Raw genomic sequence first — 16055 nt, forward strand, 5'->3', positions numbered from 1 at the left:
GGGGTCGGTCGTAACACCGAACGGCAGCGGTCTTCGGACGATCTCCGAATCGTGAAGGTTCGCTTCCGGGTAGAGCGCTCGCTGCCAACGTGGAAACCGGTTCGGCGGCGAGCGAGCCCGTTACATCAAGCCGTTAGAGGCGTTCCCGGCCGCAACGTGATCGGGAACGGCTCGCGCGCCAGAGGCTCGACAGCGCGCGATCGCGTCTGTGGGCCTTGCCGGCGCCGCCCCGGCCTACGTGACCACCGAGCGCAGCAGCGCGGGCAATTCGTCGAGGCCGACTTCGCCCTTGCGCAGGACGCGGTCGGCCTGCCCCGCCAGTCGCCGGCGGTCCTCGCCGTCGACATCCTTGGCGGTCAGCACGACGACTGGGATCGAGCCCCATTCCGGCTTCGCCCGCAGGGTGCTCAGGAACGTAAAGCCGTCCATCTCGGGCATCATGAGGTCGAGCAGGACGAGGCAGGGCCGCTCGGCTGCGACGGCGGCGAGCCCGACCTTGCCATTCTGGGCGGCGACGATCCGCCAACCTTCCCGGGCCAGTCTCGCCGACATCCGCTCGCGCGTGTCGTCATCGTCATCGATGACCAGCAGAGGACCTTCGTGGTCCTGGGGACGGAAGCGGTCCATCACACCATGGAGTTCGTCCCAGTCCACCGGTTTCTGCAGGTAGTCCGTGGCGCCGAGCGAGAACGCCAGGTTCCGCTCGCCCAGGACCGTCACCATGATGACCGGCGTGTTCCCGAGTTCGGCATCGCCACGGAGCGCACGGAGGACCGACCATCCATCCATCTGCGGCATGGTCACGTCGAGAAGAATGACCCGGGGCCTCAGGCTGCGGGCCATCTCCAAGCCCTCCCTGCCGTTGATGGCGGCCGCAACCTGGAACCCGTCGCGCTTCAGGAAGCGCGTCAGGAGATCGCGCGTTGCAGGATCGTCGTCCACGACGAGGACGAGGCCCTGCCCGGATGCGTCTTCCGACAGGGGCGGGCCGGCATCCTCATCCACCTGCGGCGCGTCGTTCGTTCCGGCGATGCGCGCCGGCACCGACACCGTGAAGGTCGTCCCACGCCCCGTCTCGCTGGCCACCGCGATGGCGCCGCCCAGCATGGATGCGAACGCCCGTGTGATGGAGAGGCCGAGCCCCGTGCCGCCGAACTTCCGCGTGGTCGAGGCGTCGGCCTGCGTGAACCGCTCGAACAGCCGTGCCTGCTGATCCGGGCTCATGCCGATTCCGGTGTCGCTCACCCGAAAGTTCAGCCAATCGACGCCGTCGCGTTCGCCCCGTTCCGCCGACAGGGTGATCCGTCCGCCTTCCGTGAACTTGGCTGCGTTGCTCAGGAGGTTGATCAGGCATTGGCGCAGCTTGGTCACGTCGGTGCGCGCGTCGCCGAGGTCGGCGGCGAGGTCCAAGGATAAGGCGTTCCCCTTGGCGGAAACGAGGGATTCCACCGTCGTCGCGACGTCGCGCACCATGGCATCGACGGCAAAGTCCTCGACGAAGGTCTCCATGCGCTCGGCCTCGATCTTCGAGAGGTCGAGCACGTCGTTGATGAGCCCGAGGAGGTGGCGGGCGTTCGCTTCGATCTTCCGCATGTCGGGCAGCAGGTCGTCGTGGCCGCCGTCCTCCATCTCCTCCTGCAACATTTCGGAGTAGCCGATCACCGCCGAAAGCGGGGTCCGAAGCTCGTGGCTCATGTTGGCGAGGAACTCGCTCTTGGCCCGGTTGGCGTCCTCCGCGGCTTGCTTGGCGGCAGCCAGATGCAGCTCGTCTCGCTTGCGTCCGTCGATGTCGGTCACCACCATGACGGCGCCGATGCGGCGACCGTCGATGTCGCGCATCGGCACGGCCGAGAATCCGACCCAGGCGCGGGTCTCGTCGCCGCGGCGGTAATCGACTTCGAGTTCCGCGCGCGGCTCCCCGCCCCGCGCCACCCGGTCCAGCGGCCATTCATTAGGTTCGACCCGGCGGCCGTCAGCGTGGAACCCGACCCAGCGCTTCGGCTGCTCGCCGGTCGGATCGGCCCCCACCGCGTGCCCGAGAATGACTCCGGCGCGGGCATTGTGATCGACGATGCGTCCGGACGGAGCCTCCGCGATGAGGACGCCGACGGGGAGCGTCTCCATCACCGTCCGCAGGGTGGCCTCGCCCGCCCGCAGGCCCCGGCGCGCCTCGGCCTCGCCGGCTTCCGCCAACCCGGCCGGGATGGTGCCGGCGAACAGCGAGGCGACGTGCAGGTCGAGGCCTGTGAAGGCATCGGGGTGGCTGGACTGGAGCTTCAGGACGCCGACGGCCTCGCCCCCGCGGAGGATCGGGACGCAGACCGCCGAGCGGGCGCCGAGGGCTTCGACGAGGTCGCGCCTGACACGGGGATCGACGAGCAGGTCCGGGCAGAGCACCGGTTTGGCATTCATCAGGCAGTGACCCGAGAGGCTTCCTGCGATCGGGACGCGCAGCCCCACGTGGGAGTCGAGCGCACCGCGTGCCGAGCGGTAGACCAGTTCGTCGCCCTCGAGGAGTTCGATCACCGCACCTTCGGCCTGGGAGACTGCGGCCATGACGCCAGCCACGAGGGTATCGAGAATGACGTCGCGGTCCCCCGCCGCCTGGGTCACGGCGGCCTGGGCGGCGATCAGCGCGTTTTGCTGATCGATCAGCGCGGCTTGGCCGGAGAGAAGGCTCTCGCGCTCGGCGACCGAGCGGCGCAACTCCATCTGGGACATGACCTGCCCGGCGAGCGCGCGCAGGGCCGCCGACTGTTGGTCCGTGAGACCGCCCGGTCGGGGAGCCAAGTCGATCACGCAGAGGCTGCCGAGACGCTGTCCATCAGCGGCCTCCAACGGCGCCCCAGCGTAGAAGCGGAGTTTCGGTTCGCCGGTGACGAGCGGGTTGTCCCGCGTGCGGGGGTCCAGCGACAGGTCCGGGATGACCAGAAGGTCCGGTTCGCCCAGAACATGCGCGCAGATCGACTTGTCGAGGGACGTTTCGCACGAGGCGAACCCCGACTTTGCCTTGAACCACTGGCGGTCGCCCGCCACGAGGCTGACCAGCGCAACGGGGGCAGAGCAGATCAGCCGGGCCAGCTCGACGATATCGTCGAACCCTTTCTCGGGCGGCGTGTCGAGGATGTCGTATCCGCGAAGCGCTTCCAGCCGGCGGGCGTCGCCGACATGAGGCGGAAGCGTGCGGGAGTCGGTCATGGGCAGCTCGCTGTCGGGAACGGATGCGCTCGCCGACGCAAGGCCGCGAAAGGACGGGATGCGGACTTCGGGTGCCCCCGACAACACGGAGACCGCGCAGTGGTTGCGGGCCCGCCCCGGCCACGTCTCCGAGCACCGCTTCCCGGAACGAGGATCGAGGCACCGGGTCAGTTCCGCGCACGGCGGTTCAGGATCGCGTCCCGGCATTTGAGATGGGACCAAACCGCCAAGCCGGAGTTGTCGTCGGAATACGTCTCCCAAGGCACCCAGGAGCTCCCGTTGCGGGCGCCGGATGCCGCTCTCCAGATGGGGCCCGATGGCCGAGTCCGCTACGACGCACGTCCCCCGACCTCGCGACATCCTGTCGACGGGGATCGGCGGCCTCGACGAGATCCTCGACGGCGGGTTGACGCGCGGCCGCCTCTACTTGCTCGAAGGGACGCCCGGGACCGGTAAAACCACCGTCGGCCTTCAGTTCCTTCTCGACGGCGTGGCCCGGGGAGAAAAGGGTCTCTACGTCACCCTGTCAGAAAGCGCCGACGAGCTTTCGTTCGCTGCGGGGACGCACGGGTGGTCTCTGGACGGCATTGAGGTCTACGAACTCGTCAACGAACTCGGCCTCGACCCCGACAGCGAGCAATCCGTCCTGCATCCGTCCGAGGTCGAGCTCGGAGAAACCGTGCGCGAGGTGATCGAACGCGTCGACAGCCTCAAACCGCAGCGAGTGGTCTTCGACAGCCTGTCCGAGCTTCGCCTACTCGCCCAGAACCCCCTCCGGTACCGCCGCCAGATCCTGGCCCTGAAACAGATGTTCGCGTCCAGGAAATGCACGGTTCTCCTGCTCGATGACGGGACCGCCGACGTCCAACTCCACAGCATCGCCCACGGGGTGATCTTGCTGGAGCAGATCCGGCGCGGTTTCGGCGCCGCGCGCAGGCGTCTCAACGTCCTGAAGATGCGCGGCGTCAAGTTCCACGGCGGGATGCACGATTTCGTCCTCGACACCGGTGGCGTCGAAGTCTTCCCCAGCCTCGTTGCGAACGACCATGCCGCGAAATTCGATATGACCCCGGCATCGACCGGCTCCCATGAACTCGACCTTCTCCTGGGCGGAGGTCTAGCGCCCTCGACCAATACCCTGCTGCTAGGTCCCTCCGGGGTCGGGAAGACCACCACGGCGGTCCGCTGCATGATCGAGGCCTTGGATCGCGGGGAGAAGGCGACCTACTTCCTGTTCGACGAGGGTCGGCAGACCATGCTCACGCGCGCCAGGGCGCTGGGAATGGACCTCGACGCTCATCTTTCCAGCGGACGGCTGGTCATCGACGAGATCGAGCCGGCTGAGTTTTCGCCCGGCGAATTCGCTTGCCGAGTGCGCGCTACCGTGGAGAGGCGGGACGCCAGCTTCGTCGTGTTCGACAGCCTGAACGCGTACATCCACGCCATGCCCGGCGAGGAACACCTCGTCCTGCAGATGCACGAACTCCTGAACTATCTGAACCAGAAGGGCGCTACGACCCTGCTGGTTCTCGGTCAGCACGGCGTGATCGGCGATGTTCGATCGGACGTCGACCTCAGCTACCTCAGCGACGGCATCCTCCTGTTCCGGTACTTCGAGTCCAGTGGCGCGGTCCGGACCGCCCTCTCGGTGGTGAAAAGCCGCGTCAACGCGCACGAGCGAACCATTCGGGAACTCAAGCTCTCCCCCATCGGCCTTCAGGTTGGCGCCGCCCTCACCGATTTCCAAGGCATCCTGTCCGGACTGCCCACCTACGACGGCAAGGTGGCGCTGATCCCCGGCGGCGGCGAGCCGGCGGAAACGCCGTGATGCCGGCCTTTGATTCTCACGGGGAACGCGTCCTGATCCTTGCTCCGCGCGGACGCGACGCGATCGTCATGGCGCAATTGCTGGCCAAGTCCAACGTTCTCAGCACCGTTTGTGGCGATGGCGCCGAATGGCTCGACGGACTCCGGACGCCCGTCGCGACGTCGATCGTGACGGAGGAGGCGCTTCTTGATGTCGATCCCACGGCGCTGAACGCATGGGTCTCGTCCCAGCCGCCGTGGTCGGACTTCCCCTTCATAATGCTGGCGACGCGGCAGGCCGGACGCCGCACCGCCACGGCCGCCGCCATGATCGAACGTCTCGGCAACGTCGTCCTGCTGGAACGCCCGATCAACGCTGAAACGCTCCTCAGCGCGGTCTCGTCGGCCCTGCGGGTCCGTCGCCGCCAGTACCAGGCTCGGCAGCACATCCGGGAACGCGAGGACGCCCAGCAGCGGCTGCGCATCGCGAACGAGACTTTGGAACGGCGTGTCGCGGAGCGTACGCGCGAAGTGGAGGCTGCGCGCGAGACCCTGGCCTTCGCGCTGGACTCCGCCGGCATGGGGTCGTGGGACCTCGATCTCGTCAACGATACGGCACGCCGCTCGCGCCGGCACGATGCGATCTTCGGCTACGACGTGCCGATCACGTCGTGGGGCATGGCCGAATTCCTGAACCACACCGTGCCGGAGGATCGGCTCATGGTGGAGGCCGCCTTCGCCCTGGCGGTCGAGACCGGGACGTTGGACCTGGAATACCGGATGTCTCGGACCGATGGCGCGATCCGCTGGATCGCGGCCAAGGGGCAGGTGGAGTATGGGGACGACGGAAGCCCCATCCGTATGGCCGGCATCGTCGTCGACAGGACCGACCAGCGAAACACCGAGGAAGCCCTGCGCCAGGCCCAGAAGATGGAAGCCATCGGGCAGCTGACCGGGGGCGTGGCGCACGATTTCAACAACCTGCTCACGGTCATCGTGGGCGGTCTCGACATGATGATCCGCAAGCCCGAGAACACGGAACGCGTCGTCCGCTTGGCGGAAGCCGCGATGAACGCGGCGCGGCGCGGTGAGCAACTCACTCAGCAACTCCTGGCGTTTTCGCGCAGGCAGATGCTGCGGCCACAGACCATCAACCCGAACCGCCTCCTCACCGAGTTCAAACCGCTCGCCGAGCGGGCAGTCGGCGGCGCATTGGAGCTTCGACTCGATCTCGATGCCCTCATCGACCCGATCCGGATCGATCCGGCGCAGTTCGAGGCGGCGGTCCTGAATCTCGTCGTCAACGCTCGCGACGCGATGGAGGGGGGCGGCTCGCGGATCGTCGTGCGGAGCCGGAACCTGCACCTCGATACCGCGGCGGTGGCCGGCAAGGGCGTACCGCCGGGAGCCTACGTCGAGGTGGCTGTGGTCGACCAGGGAAGCGGCATCGCCCCCGAGACGATGGCACGGGTGTTCGAACCGTTCTTCACGACGAAGGAGGTCGGGAAAGGAACGGGCCTCGGCCTATCCCAGGTCTACGGCTTCACCCGCAGCGCAGGCGGGTTCATCGGCATCGATACGGAGATGGGTGCCGGCACCACGTTCCGCCTCCTGTTCCCGCGTTCGGCCGAACCAGCCGGAGACGAGGTTGGCACCGGCAGCAGCACACTCCCGCTTCGTCGGGCCAGCGAAGGCGACACCGTGCTTCTGGTCGAGGATGATGAGCAGGTGCTGGGCATGGCCGTCGAAAGTCTTGAGGAACTCCACTACCGCGTGGTGGTGGCTCGCAACGCCGCGGAGGCCGTCGTTCACCTCCAGGGCGTCGAGCGGATCGACATCCTGTTCTCAGACGTGATGATGCCCGGCGGCATGAACGGCTCGCAGCTTGCCGTCGAGGCGCAGCGCCTCCGGCCCGGCCTAAAGGTCCTCTTGACCTCGGGTTACGTGGCCAACCTTGATGAGGGGCAGGTGATCGGGCGCGGCGACCTTCCCGTCCTGAACAAACCGTACCGGCGGGATGAACTTGCCCACTCGCTCCGCCTCGTTCTCGGAGGAAGGCGTTGCTGAAAGCAACGGCGAACTGATATTTGTGCGATTTGTTTTCATTGATGAAAAATATTTATTTCATTTGAAATTTGTCTTCGCCGATCAAGTCCGCACGCGAAAAGCAGGGCAGCTTCTGCTGCCGATCGCGGGATCGGACGGACGGCCTGAGCCTGCCATCGAAACGGAAGCCATTGAGGCCGGTATCGTGGGACCCTCTGCAGGATCGGCGCGTTGGGCGAGATGATCGCTCAGCCCCCCGCTTCACCCGACCGTGCCCGCCTCGCTCTGACTGAGGCGGCCCTTGCGACCGCAGACGGTCTCTGGCGCGCCGAGATGCGTCGAAACTACGGTCCGGAGGGCGTCTTGATGTACGCCTATGCCCCGGAGGGCCAGGGCGGGCTCGGGACCCCGCTTCGGCGATCCTATGAAGCGCGTCGCGTCGCCGTCGCGCTGTGGCGGCATGAGCGCCACCGAACGCAGCAATCGGCTTGACCGAGCGGTCCGGTCACCAAAGCGCTGAGTTCAGTAGACATTCGAGGGCATGTGATGGCGGAAACCGACGAATCCCAAGGTGTGAGCGTCGTGCCGCCCACGGTGCAGATCCGAAACGTCAACGCTCCCGATCCCACCACTGGGCGCCAGGGCGCAAGCGTAGACGTGGTCGAGGACGCCGAAAGCCAACCGGACGACCCTGATCACGCCGCCAAGGACGGCTTGGCCTAGCTGCCTGAATGACGGTTCGGCATCTCGCCGGCCGCGATCAACGCACCGGCGATCGCCACCATCCGCCGACCTTGATGGCGGGCCGCATCGAGGTCTTCCATCCGGGGCGGCCGGTTCTTCGAACCTACGATGGCCGACGCTCCATAGGGTGATCCTGCCTCCAGCATCACCTCGTCGGTGTAACCGGTCGGGAGGATCACCATGCCCAGATGCGCCATCGGAGCATACAGCGACAGCGTGACGACTTCGGATCCACCGTGCGGCCAGGATGCGGCTGCGAAGGCACCGCCGACCTTGCCGGCCAACGATCCGCGTTTCCATTGCGGACCGAGTAGATCGAGGTAATTCTTCAACTCGGTCGCCATCGCTCCGAAATAGCAGGGTGTGCCGAACAGGATGGCGTCCGCCCACTCGGCATCCTCATGCGTGGGAGCCTCGTACAGGACGTTCTGCCGGGTGGCGCTCGCGGTCCACCCGTCAACCTTCGCCATGGAAGCCGCGTCGGCGACTTCGCGCGCGCGGCGTACGCGCACCTCCGCGCCGGCCTCTCGCGCAGCGTCCGCTGCAGCACCTGCGAGCGCTTCCACGCTGCCGCTGCGTGAGTAGTAGACGATCAACAATCGGGTCGAATCGGTCACAGCACGCTCCTACGGACGGGTGCCATGGGCTGGCGGTTGCAGGTTCGACGAAAGGCCGTCAGGCCGCGGAGGCATTCCTGAGTCTGCTGACGCGACGACGACTTGGCCGGTGGTTCGATGCGAAGTCGCCATCTGGCCCGCCATCAGCACGGTTAGCGCTGCCAGCATCAGACCGGTGGCGCCAATGATTCCGCAGAACATCGGCATGCTGGGACCACCGTGCTGTCCGTTTTGACTGGAATGCCGCTCTGCCACCTGGAAACCTCGCTGATCCACAATGGCGGATCCGAGGTGGCAACAGATGCTCTACCCGATAGGTCCGCCCCTGTGGCGCCATGGCTCCCTGGCCGGTCCCAGCAGACGTGACTGTTACAGGGCCCCGGCGGAGCCTTCCGGCGGCTTGGCATGCAACATGACGGCAAATGGCCCTTCGGATTGCTGGTCAGCGCCCGGCAAGGCTCGGAGCGTAAAAATCATCGATCGATCCGGCCCGGTTATTTGTCTGAATCGCATTGCATTGTCTGCTTTTCCAAAACCATTCCGTTGCATGGGCAATATTTTATGCATCGCCCGCCAAAGTTTTAGGTTGTTCCGACGGCTTGCGCGAGCACATCAGTGATTGGACAGAGAGGAAATCAATCATGGCAATGATGAGCACATTGATCGTTGCCGCAGCTCTCACGGCCCTACCGCTGGCGGCGGCCCATGCGATGCCGATCGCGGCCGACCTCGGCGGCCCTGCTCCGGTTACCCGTGTCGCGGGTGGTTGCGGACCAGGTGCGTGGCGTGGTCCGTGGGGGCATTGCCGGAACACCCCGTACTCCGGTCCTCTCCCGGGCGGTTGGTATCAGGTCCGCGCGGGGAACGGGTGCCCTCCGGGCTACTGGCGCGGCCCGTGGGGACATTGCCGCAATACGCCCTTCCATGGCCGGTTGCCTGGAGGCGGCTACCGGTAGGAGATCGCAGCACCGGTCCGCGGCGCGAAGGTCGGCTGGCTAGGGCGGCGGCCGTCGGGCGCGGCGCAGCCGCCTGTCCGAGGGCGCGATGCGCGCGCGAACCCTGATCGACTGGGGGGGCAATTGCCATTGGATGCCGTCCCCGGAAGGGCGGCGGCGGCGAGATCCGCTTCGGGGAGGGATAAAACCTGCGCTGAGTTCGTTAGGGCGCTACGAACCGCTTCGGTTAGGGATCAAAAATGCGCACGCTCATCATCGCCTTCGGCCTCGTCGCCATTGCCGTCCCCGCCTCGGCGCAGGCTCCGAAGCGCGGCAATGCGGATCTACAGACCTATTGCGCGGGTGACGCCATCACGTTCTGCGCCGGCATCGATCCGAATAGCCCGCAGATGGACGCCTGCTTCAAGAAAAACATGAGCCAGATGTCGCCGAATTGCCGCAGCGCGATCGATGCGTACAAGAGCGGCGGCGGCAAGTAAATTTCTCAACAAGATACGACATACATTCATAGTCGGGAGATAAATCTTGTTCAGCCACATCATGGTCGGCAGCAACGATTTGGCGCGATCAAAAGCGTTCTACGATGCACTCTTCGCCGCGAGCGGAGCGGGCTCCGGCGTAGAGGATGCGCGGGGACGGCTGATCTACACGCACAAAGGCGCACGCTTGATGATCAGCAAGCCGATCGACGGAAATCCGGCGAGTGGCGCGAATGGCGGCACCATCGGGTTCACAATGGACAGCCCGGAGGAGACAAAAGCCTGGCACGCTGCAGGTGTCGCGAACGGCGGCACTTCGGTGGAAGATCCGCCGGGTGAACGCCAAGGCGGCTCCGGCCGGTTGTACTTGGCGTATCTCCGCGACCCGGACGGCAACAAACTCTGCGCTCTTCATCGGATCGCAGGCTGATACCCGTCCGTTTGGCGAAATAGGCGACTGTCCCGCCCACCCGCATTCAGATCGGGCGGCGGGGCAGAGCCGGCGGAACCCTTTTCACGAGGAAGCCCATGTCGGTCGAGCCAAGCCAAACTTTGTCGGACGAAGAGCTGGACCGCCTGGCGCGTAAACTGTTCGCCGAGGTTCGGGCCGAAAGTCCGGAAGCTAAGGCGGAAAAGGCATTGACGACCGCCGGCGAGGTGGCTGGAGAGGTGGTCCCGATCCTCCCCGATTGGCTCCTGGAGCCCACGGACGGCGCTGTCGAAGGCGGCCGCGAAGACTGAAGCTCCGACGGAACTATTGCTCGATCTTGCCTCTTCCTCCTTAACCAAATCAGGAGGAACCATGCCACGCATCGCTACGCTGACGGGCGCCGTCGCCATCATTGCGCTGACTGCGACGACGTCCTTCGCGGCCCCGTGCAAGGTGGGCACCACCACCAGCACCAATGGCCCCACGACCAAGGATACCAGCTCGAACGTCGAAGGTGGCTCGACCGCCAAGGTGACGCCAGGTGCCAAGGGTGAATCCCCTGGTACGGTCGGCGCCATGAACAACGCCGGAGTTGGCACGATGGCGGACAAGGGCGAGAAGAAGGCCCCCGAGGGCCAGCCGGTGAAGCCGGGTGACGACAACTGCTGAGATGATTCCTGGCCCGTAGGCGATCGGCCTGCGGGCTTACCCTGTTTCAGAGATCGTTCCCGTCATGGCGCCGACGACGAGCACGACGCTGACCTGGGCGATCATTGATCCAACCTTGCGAGTGGGATCAAGCCGAGGTGAAGCCGACGGCGCCGCATCAATTCTGGGCGGGCCCATCGCTGGGTTGGTTGACGTTCCAGAGGGCGGCTAACGTCAGTGCCCTCATGCCGGGCCGTAGCTCGCAATTATGCTGTTGGGTCACGGTGGAACGCTCCGGATCGTCGTCCGAACCGCCAGCGGCCTGCGCCTATCTGTCGGTCGGCCATAGTCAACGGACCGTTAACTATGTCACCGCAGGTTGATCCTGGCGATCGGCTGGGGGGCTGAGCGCCAATGGAACGGCATCGCCGACGCGCTCGCATCAGGCCCGCTACGGGAACACCCGGGCGGGCCTTGTCTGTTCCCTGGCTTCGAGTGACCCGGTATCGCTTAGCGTCACGGCCTACGCGCCAGAATCTGGCTCCCGGGCTTGATATGCGTGTCAGGGAATCGCGCGCACTGGCGTCTAATCGGTCTGATGGGTCTGATGGGTCTGTGAAGGCTCGCTGAGCTGTTCCAGTTGCGCTGCCGGCGTGCTTTCGACCAGAAGCCGGATCATCGCGGATCGGCTTTCAAGCATCATGGCCGGTGGCTCTCCCACAAAAATTTCCCACGCTGCCACGAATGCGGCCTGCGACATGTGGGTGAGCGCGTCCTCGCTCTGGGACATCGGCTCGGCCGGTACGATGGGCACGTCGATCATTCACTTAGTACGAGCCCGGGCCGCACTGCGTTTCATGGGGGCTCCGGCAGGGTAAAGGTGCGTTTAACGGGACACGCGACCGCCAGATATTTGTTTCCACAATTCAGTAGCGCATTTCAGCCACCCGTGAGCGGGCCGCCCGATGGGCCAGGTTCCTCACGACAGCGCCGCGATGACTGAGGCGATCTGTCGAGCGATCCAACATGTTCAAGCGCGCCAGAGGCCGCTCGTGAAGCGCCGGAGAATCAACCCGATACCGGCCGCACCGAGATGTTCGAGCTCGGCGGCCGAACAACGTGCGGGAATGAAGGATTCCGGTTCGACGGTGCTGTCACCGAAGGACACGGCGGTCGTGATCGGTTTTCACCGTCGCGATTAGCTCGTTCCCGCTCGTCGAGCGACGGCCGAAGCTGCAATGGCGGGGACGACGTCCTGGGCTGAGGGTGCGGCGACTGGAGGGATATCAAGCCTCGCACGGCGCTATGGGGCACGATGATGCCCGGACGGCCTGGGTCGATGTGGCAGGATCAACACGGCGTTTGCGAGATGTCCGCGCCTCAGTAATCCAACACATTGAGTGAGGGATCCATGATTGCACGTACTGGTTGCAACATGGAAGGAGATCCTCATGCAGGCATCCGAATGCTGCATCTTCCGCGTGACGATCGCAGCGAGCCTCGGCTGGCTCATCGCACTCGCCCTGATGTGGAAACACGGCGTGCTGGCCGCGCTGATCGTCAGCCCGTTGGTCGGAACTGGGGCAGCGATTGCGGCTATGACGCTGTTCTGGCTCGCGAGCCTGTTCGTCTCATGCGAGCCGATAGGGCCACGCGCTTTCGACGCCAAGCGGTAGCGAGCATTGACCGAAGCAGCGTGCAGGGTCGCTCTTCTCCAGCCAGCGAGGCGGCGACGGAAGTTTGAATGACGGGCGGTCGATGGTGCGCTCCATCGTCGGCGGTCCCAAGACCTGCCATGCCGCCTGCAACTCCGCGTTGCAGACGCAGAGGGCCACGGACCGCGTGCCCGGCCGCACCTGTGCGGGTCATGGCGTAGGCGGCCGAGGGTGGCGAGCGGGGCAACCTACCGGTCGCTACGGATGTCCGCGGCTTGAAACCCGATCATGCTGTGGGCGATCCAAAATGGCAGGGGCCAGATCGGTCGCGAGCTTCAGCCGGAACACCGGTTTTCTTCAAACTTAGTGAGGAGAGAGGTGCCTGATCAAGGCGGCTACCACGGCGATCAGCGTCCCGCCCGCAATCGGCGCGAACAAACCGAGGATCGAGATCAGGATGATCAGCGTGACGGCAGCGTTCTCGGCCCGCTTGGCATCCCGTGAGGGTTTGCGCGGCGGCTCCCACCGGGGCGGGACAGGTCGCTGATCGGGAGGGACGAACATCTGCCTCCATGAGGCGCACAGGCTGACGTCGTTTCGATGCTATGCTCAATTGGTGAGGCTGTCACCGCGTCGATCGTCCGCAGCCCAAGCGAATAAGTCCAATTTGATGTAATGTGCAAATCGCCAGCGAAGGATCACGAGCCTATACTGAACGTAAGCCCGCCTTGAGTGATCCCATGGACAATCAGAGATCCGCTCGTCGCGTCTCCATCAACATGATGGGGCGCATCACCGTACCCGATGAGGCAGCGATCCCGTGCGTGATCCACGACATCTCGAAGTGGGGCGTGCGGGTCCGGCTCGACGGTACCGAGCGCGTGCCGGACAAGTTCACACTGATATTCGACGCCACCGACAAGGTGATCGGATGCGAGACGGTCTGGAAAAGCTCCGATGAGATCGGCGCCCTGACCGACCTGATGGAGTGACCGGACACCCGACCCCTATCTCTATCAATCGCTGAAGATCGATGTTGATCGAACCTTGGCCATAGGAAGGGATCTAGAGCAGATAGTCGCTGCAGACCTTGTCGTTAACCACTCGTTAACGGTTTCGCCATAGTGGTTAATGGGTGGTCGGTGGAGGTGGTCTACCGCGCATGTCGGGCGAGCCTCCGATGATCCTCTTGGTAGCGGCCGCAATCGGTAGCGGTCTCGTGACGGCCATCGTCCTCGCGCCGCTGAGTCCCCTGGCGGCGCTCCTCACGGCACCTCTGGTCGCGAGTGTCGCGACCGGGCTTGCGTGCCTGCTCATCGGGTGGAGCAGCGCCCGCGACGGCCGGACGGTAACGGTCCTCGACGAACAGGCCGATGCGATGGTGGCGGCACTCCGTGTGGTCGCCGACCACGCCAAGGCCGTGTCGCCCACGCCTGAGAAATCGACGTCGCGTCGCAACAAGGTCGCGTAGCGTTCCAGAGCAACGACCACAGGGCCTTGGACCTCGCGGCCTTCGTCTCACTTCCGGCATGGTCCGGTTGTGACGTACCGGACGGGGCATTCAGGACACCGCCCCGTTTGGTGGGACCGACGACTCCGGAACGCAGGCCGCAAGCGCGTTAGCGGCGGTCGCGTTCGCTCGCGAACCTTCGTCGTCTAGCGCAGGGCCGGCCAGCCCGTCCAGTTCGATCTGGTTGAACCAGCTCGTACTTGCCTCCTGGCGCGGTCGGAGGCCAGCGGTGGGACAAGTCGGCTCGACCACGCGGCGCACATCTGCACGCGTGATGTACGTCCGGCCGGTGGATGCATGGTTGATCGGTATCGGCTTGCGGCCTGAGCGCCGCGCTGATTTCCCTCGAGCTTACGAATATCGGCATGAAGGGGCGTAGCATCGGCGTCGACGGGGAGGACGCGCTCATCCTGGCGGAGGCGCTGAGGGGCTACCGAAGTGGCCAGGCAACAGCACACCTCTGCCGATCATGCAGGTGCGCGAGCCGCTGAAAACAGCCATGCTGCGATGGCAGGCCATTCGGCCTCAAGGGATCGTCGCTTGAAGCCCCCCATGTCGGATGCCCTGTACTCGCCGGCCGTTGCCCGCAATGCCGCAGCGATCGTCGAAGTCCTGAAGCGCGTCGTTCCGCCCGGCGGCGTCGTTCTGGAGATCGCCAGCGGATCGGGCGAGCACGCCGTTCACTTCGCCCGGGCGATGCCAAACCTCGACTGGCAGCCCAGCGATCCGGACGAGGCGGCGCGCCGCAGCATCCTCGCCCATGCGCGAGCCTCCGGCCTGTCGAACCTCCGGTCCCCGTTGGCGATCGACGCGGCCGGGCAGCCGTGGCCGGTGGCCAAGGCGGACGGAATCGTCGCGATCAACATGATCCATATCGCCCCCTGGGACGCGGCCACCGGGCTGATGGCCGGCGCGGGCGCGACGCTTCCCGTGGGTGGGATTCTCTACCTCTACGGTCCGTTTCGGGAGGACGGTGCCCACACCGCGCCGAGCAACGCCGCGTTCGACGAGAGCTTGCGCATGCGGAACCCATCCTGGGAGGTGCGCGACATCGAGGCCGTCTCGGCTGCCGCCGGCGCGTACGGGCTCCACCTCGCCGAGCGCGTTGCGATGCCCGCCAACAACCTCAGCTTGATCTTCCGCAAGCTAAACCCACCCTCCGCGAACGTCGGCGGGGCCTCGCATTGACGGCTTCCGCATCCACCAGCGCCGTCGTCATCGGCGCCTCCGGCGGGATAGGCAGGGCTCTGGTGTGCGCCCTCGCGGCCAGCGAGGCCTACGCCCCGGTCTTCGCGCTTTCCCGTTCGGAGCCGTCAGCGCCGCACGGCGTCCGCACCGTTCCGATCGACCTCGGCGACGAGGCCACGATCGCTGCGGCTGCGGAGAGTGTGGGCGCGACCGGACCTGTCGGCTTGGTCATCGTCGCAACCGGCATCCTTCATCAGGACGGCGTTTCACCCGAAAAGTCGTTCAAGGCCCTTGATCCCGCCGCGATGGCCGCCGTCTTTTCGGTCAACACGATTGGCCCGGCCCTCGTGGCCAAGCATTTCGTGCCTTTACTGGCGCGCCGGGGACGCTGCGTGTTTGCGGCGTTGTCGGCGCGGGTCGGCTCCATCGAGGACAACCGTTTGGGCGGCTGGTACTCCTACCGCGCGTCGAAGGCGGCGTTGAACCAGATCCTGCGGACCCTTGCGATCGAAGTGGCGCGCAACCGACCGGAGGCGCTCGTCGTCGGCCTGCATCCGGGGACGGTCGCCTCGAACCTGTCGCGGCCTTTCCGGTCAGATCCCACCGCCCAGGGTGTCGTTCAGCCCGACGTGAGCGCAGCCCATCTCCTGCGCGTGCTCGACAGCCTCGGGGCGAAAGACACCGGCGGCGTCTTCGCCTGGAATGGCATGCGTATCCCGGCCTGAGCGCAGTACCGACCAAGATACGCCCGGTGGTACCTGACTGCTGGGCCGGCAAC

The 16055-nt window shown here is 65.6% G+C and carries 18 protein-coding genes; 15 read left to right on the plus strand and 3 right to left on the minus strand.

All coding sequences use genetic code 11. The annotated features are described in order from the left end of the window. Positions 1-234: 234 nt before the first annotated feature. Positions 235-3198 carry a response regulator gene (locus MFF40_RS02360; protein WP_187278049.1) on the minus strand — a complete coding sequence of 988 codons (2964 nt, stop codon included), beginning with the start codon at positions 3196-3198 and terminating at the stop codon, positions 235-237. A 316-nt stretch (positions 3199-3514) separates the two neighbouring features. On the opposite strand from MFF40_RS02360, the gene MFF40_RS02365 reads away from it, so the two are divergent. The 4 genes from MFF40_RS02365 to MFF40_RS02380 all read left to right on the plus strand — a co-directional run bounded on the left by MFF40_RS02365 (position 3515) and on the right by MFF40_RS02380 (position 7773). Beyond that, the gene (locus tag MFF40_RS02365; protein WP_147896730.1) at positions 3515-5026 is read left to right on the plus strand and encodes an ATPase domain-containing protein; all 1512 of its coding nucleotides are present in this window, start codon (positions 3515-3517) and stop codon (positions 5024-5026) included. Further along, entirely contained in the window at positions 5026-7071 is a 2046-nt protein-coding gene (locus tag MFF40_RS02370) for an ATP-binding protein (protein WP_238259562.1), read from the plus strand. Before MFF40_RS02365 ends, MFF40_RS02370 begins: the two co-directional genes overlap by 1 nt. Further along, complete coding sequence (locus MFF40_RS02375; protein WP_147896728.1) at positions 7028-7294, plus strand: hypothetical protein; 267 nt, start codon at positions 7028-7030, stop codon at positions 7292-7294. Before MFF40_RS02370 ends, MFF40_RS02375 begins: the two co-directional genes overlap by 44 nt. Positions 7295-7596: 302 nt before the next feature. Then, complete coding sequence (locus MFF40_RS02380; RefSeq protein ID WP_187278048.1) at positions 7597-7773, plus strand: hypothetical protein; 177 nt, start codon at positions 7597-7599, stop codon at positions 7771-7773. Here MFF40_RS02380 and wrbA read toward each other — a convergent pair. Beyond that, positions 7770-8411, minus strand: a complete 642-nt coding sequence (wrbA, locus tag MFF40_RS02385; protein ID WP_147896727.1) for an NAD(P)H:quinone oxidoreductase — start codon at positions 8409-8411, stop codon at positions 7770-7772. The genes MFF40_RS02380 and wrbA overlap by 4 nt on opposite strands. 650 nt (positions 8412-9061) lie before the next feature. On the opposite strand from wrbA, the gene MFF40_RS29045 reads away from it, so the two are divergent. The 5 genes from MFF40_RS29045 (at position 9062) to MFF40_RS02405 (ending at position 10945) form a co-directional block, all read left to right on the plus strand. Beyond that, positions 9062-9367, plus strand: coding sequence for a GCG_CRPN prefix-to-repeats domain-containing protein (locus MFF40_RS29045; RefSeq protein ID WP_378997425.1), 306 nt, complete (start codon positions 9062-9064; stop codon positions 9365-9367). Between the two features lie 239 nt (positions 9368-9606). Beyond that, positions 9607-9846: a 3',5'-cyclic-nucleotide phosphodiesterase gene (locus MFF40_RS02390; RefSeq protein ID WP_147852843.1), complete on the plus strand. Its 240-nt coding sequence runs from the start codon at positions 9607-9609 to the stop codon at positions 9844-9846. 46 nt (positions 9847-9892) lie between these two features. After that, positions 9893-10276, plus strand: a complete 384-nt coding sequence (locus MFF40_RS02395) for a VOC family protein (protein WP_147896726.1) — start codon at positions 9893-9895, stop codon at positions 10274-10276. Between the two features lie 98 nt (positions 10277-10374). Further along, positions 10375-10587, plus strand: coding sequence for a hypothetical protein (locus MFF40_RS02400; RefSeq protein ID WP_238259563.1), 213 nt, complete (start codon positions 10375-10377; stop codon positions 10585-10587). A 61-nt stretch (positions 10588-10648) separates the two neighbouring features. Further along, positions 10649-10945, plus strand: a complete 297-nt coding sequence (locus MFF40_RS02405) for a hypothetical protein (protein WP_147852841.1) — start codon at positions 10649-10651, stop codon at positions 10943-10945. Between the two features lie 565 nt (positions 10946-11510). Here MFF40_RS02405 and MFF40_RS02410 read toward each other — a convergent pair. Then, complete coding sequence (locus MFF40_RS02410; RefSeq protein ID WP_147896724.1) at positions 11511-11747, minus strand: hypothetical protein; 237 nt, start codon at positions 11745-11747, stop codon at positions 11511-11513. 628 nt (positions 11748-12375) lie between these two features. Here MFF40_RS02410 and MFF40_RS02415 point away from each other — a divergent pair. The 6 genes from MFF40_RS02415 (at position 12376) to MFF40_RS02440 (ending at position 16002) form a co-directional block, all read left to right on the plus strand. Beyond that, on the plus strand, positions 12376-12600 hold the full coding sequence (locus MFF40_RS02415; RefSeq protein WP_147852839.1) for a hypothetical protein: 225 nt from the start codon (positions 12376-12378) through the stop codon (positions 12598-12600). Between the two features lie 267 nt (positions 12601-12867). Beyond that, positions 12868-13083 carry a hypothetical protein gene (locus MFF40_RS02420; protein ID WP_147896723.1) on the plus strand — a complete coding sequence of 72 codons (216 nt, stop codon included), beginning with the start codon at positions 12868-12870 and terminating at the stop codon, positions 13081-13083. A gap of 236 nt (positions 13084-13319) precedes the next feature. Next, complete coding sequence (locus tag MFF40_RS02425; RefSeq protein WP_147852864.1) at positions 13320-13571, plus strand: PilZ domain-containing protein; 252 nt, start codon at positions 13320-13322, stop codon at positions 13569-13571. Between the two features lie 188 nt (positions 13572-13759). After that, positions 13760-14050: a hypothetical protein gene (locus MFF40_RS02430; RefSeq protein WP_147896722.1), complete on the plus strand. Its 291-nt coding sequence runs from the start codon at positions 13760-13762 to the stop codon at positions 14048-14050. A 591-nt stretch (positions 14051-14641) separates the two neighbouring features. Beyond that, positions 14642-15277 (plus strand): DUF938 domain-containing protein, encoded by a 636-nt coding sequence (locus tag MFF40_RS02435; protein WP_147896746.1) that lies wholly within the window; start codon positions 14642-14644, stop codon positions 15275-15277. Continuing rightward, a complete protein-coding gene (locus MFF40_RS02440) occupies positions 15274-16002 on the plus strand; it encodes an SDR family NAD(P)-dependent oxidoreductase (protein ID WP_147896721.1) in 729 nt (242 codons plus the stop codon). The genes MFF40_RS02435 and MFF40_RS02440 overlap by 4 nt, the downstream gene beginning before the upstream one ends. The last annotated feature ends 53 nt before the right edge of the window (positions 16003-16055 follow it).

The sequence above is a fragment of the Methylobacterium mesophilicum genome (genome assembly GCF_022179445.1).
Classification (GTDB): domain Bacteria; phylum Pseudomonadota; class Alphaproteobacteria; order Rhizobiales; family Beijerinckiaceae; genus Methylobacterium; species Methylobacterium mesophilicum.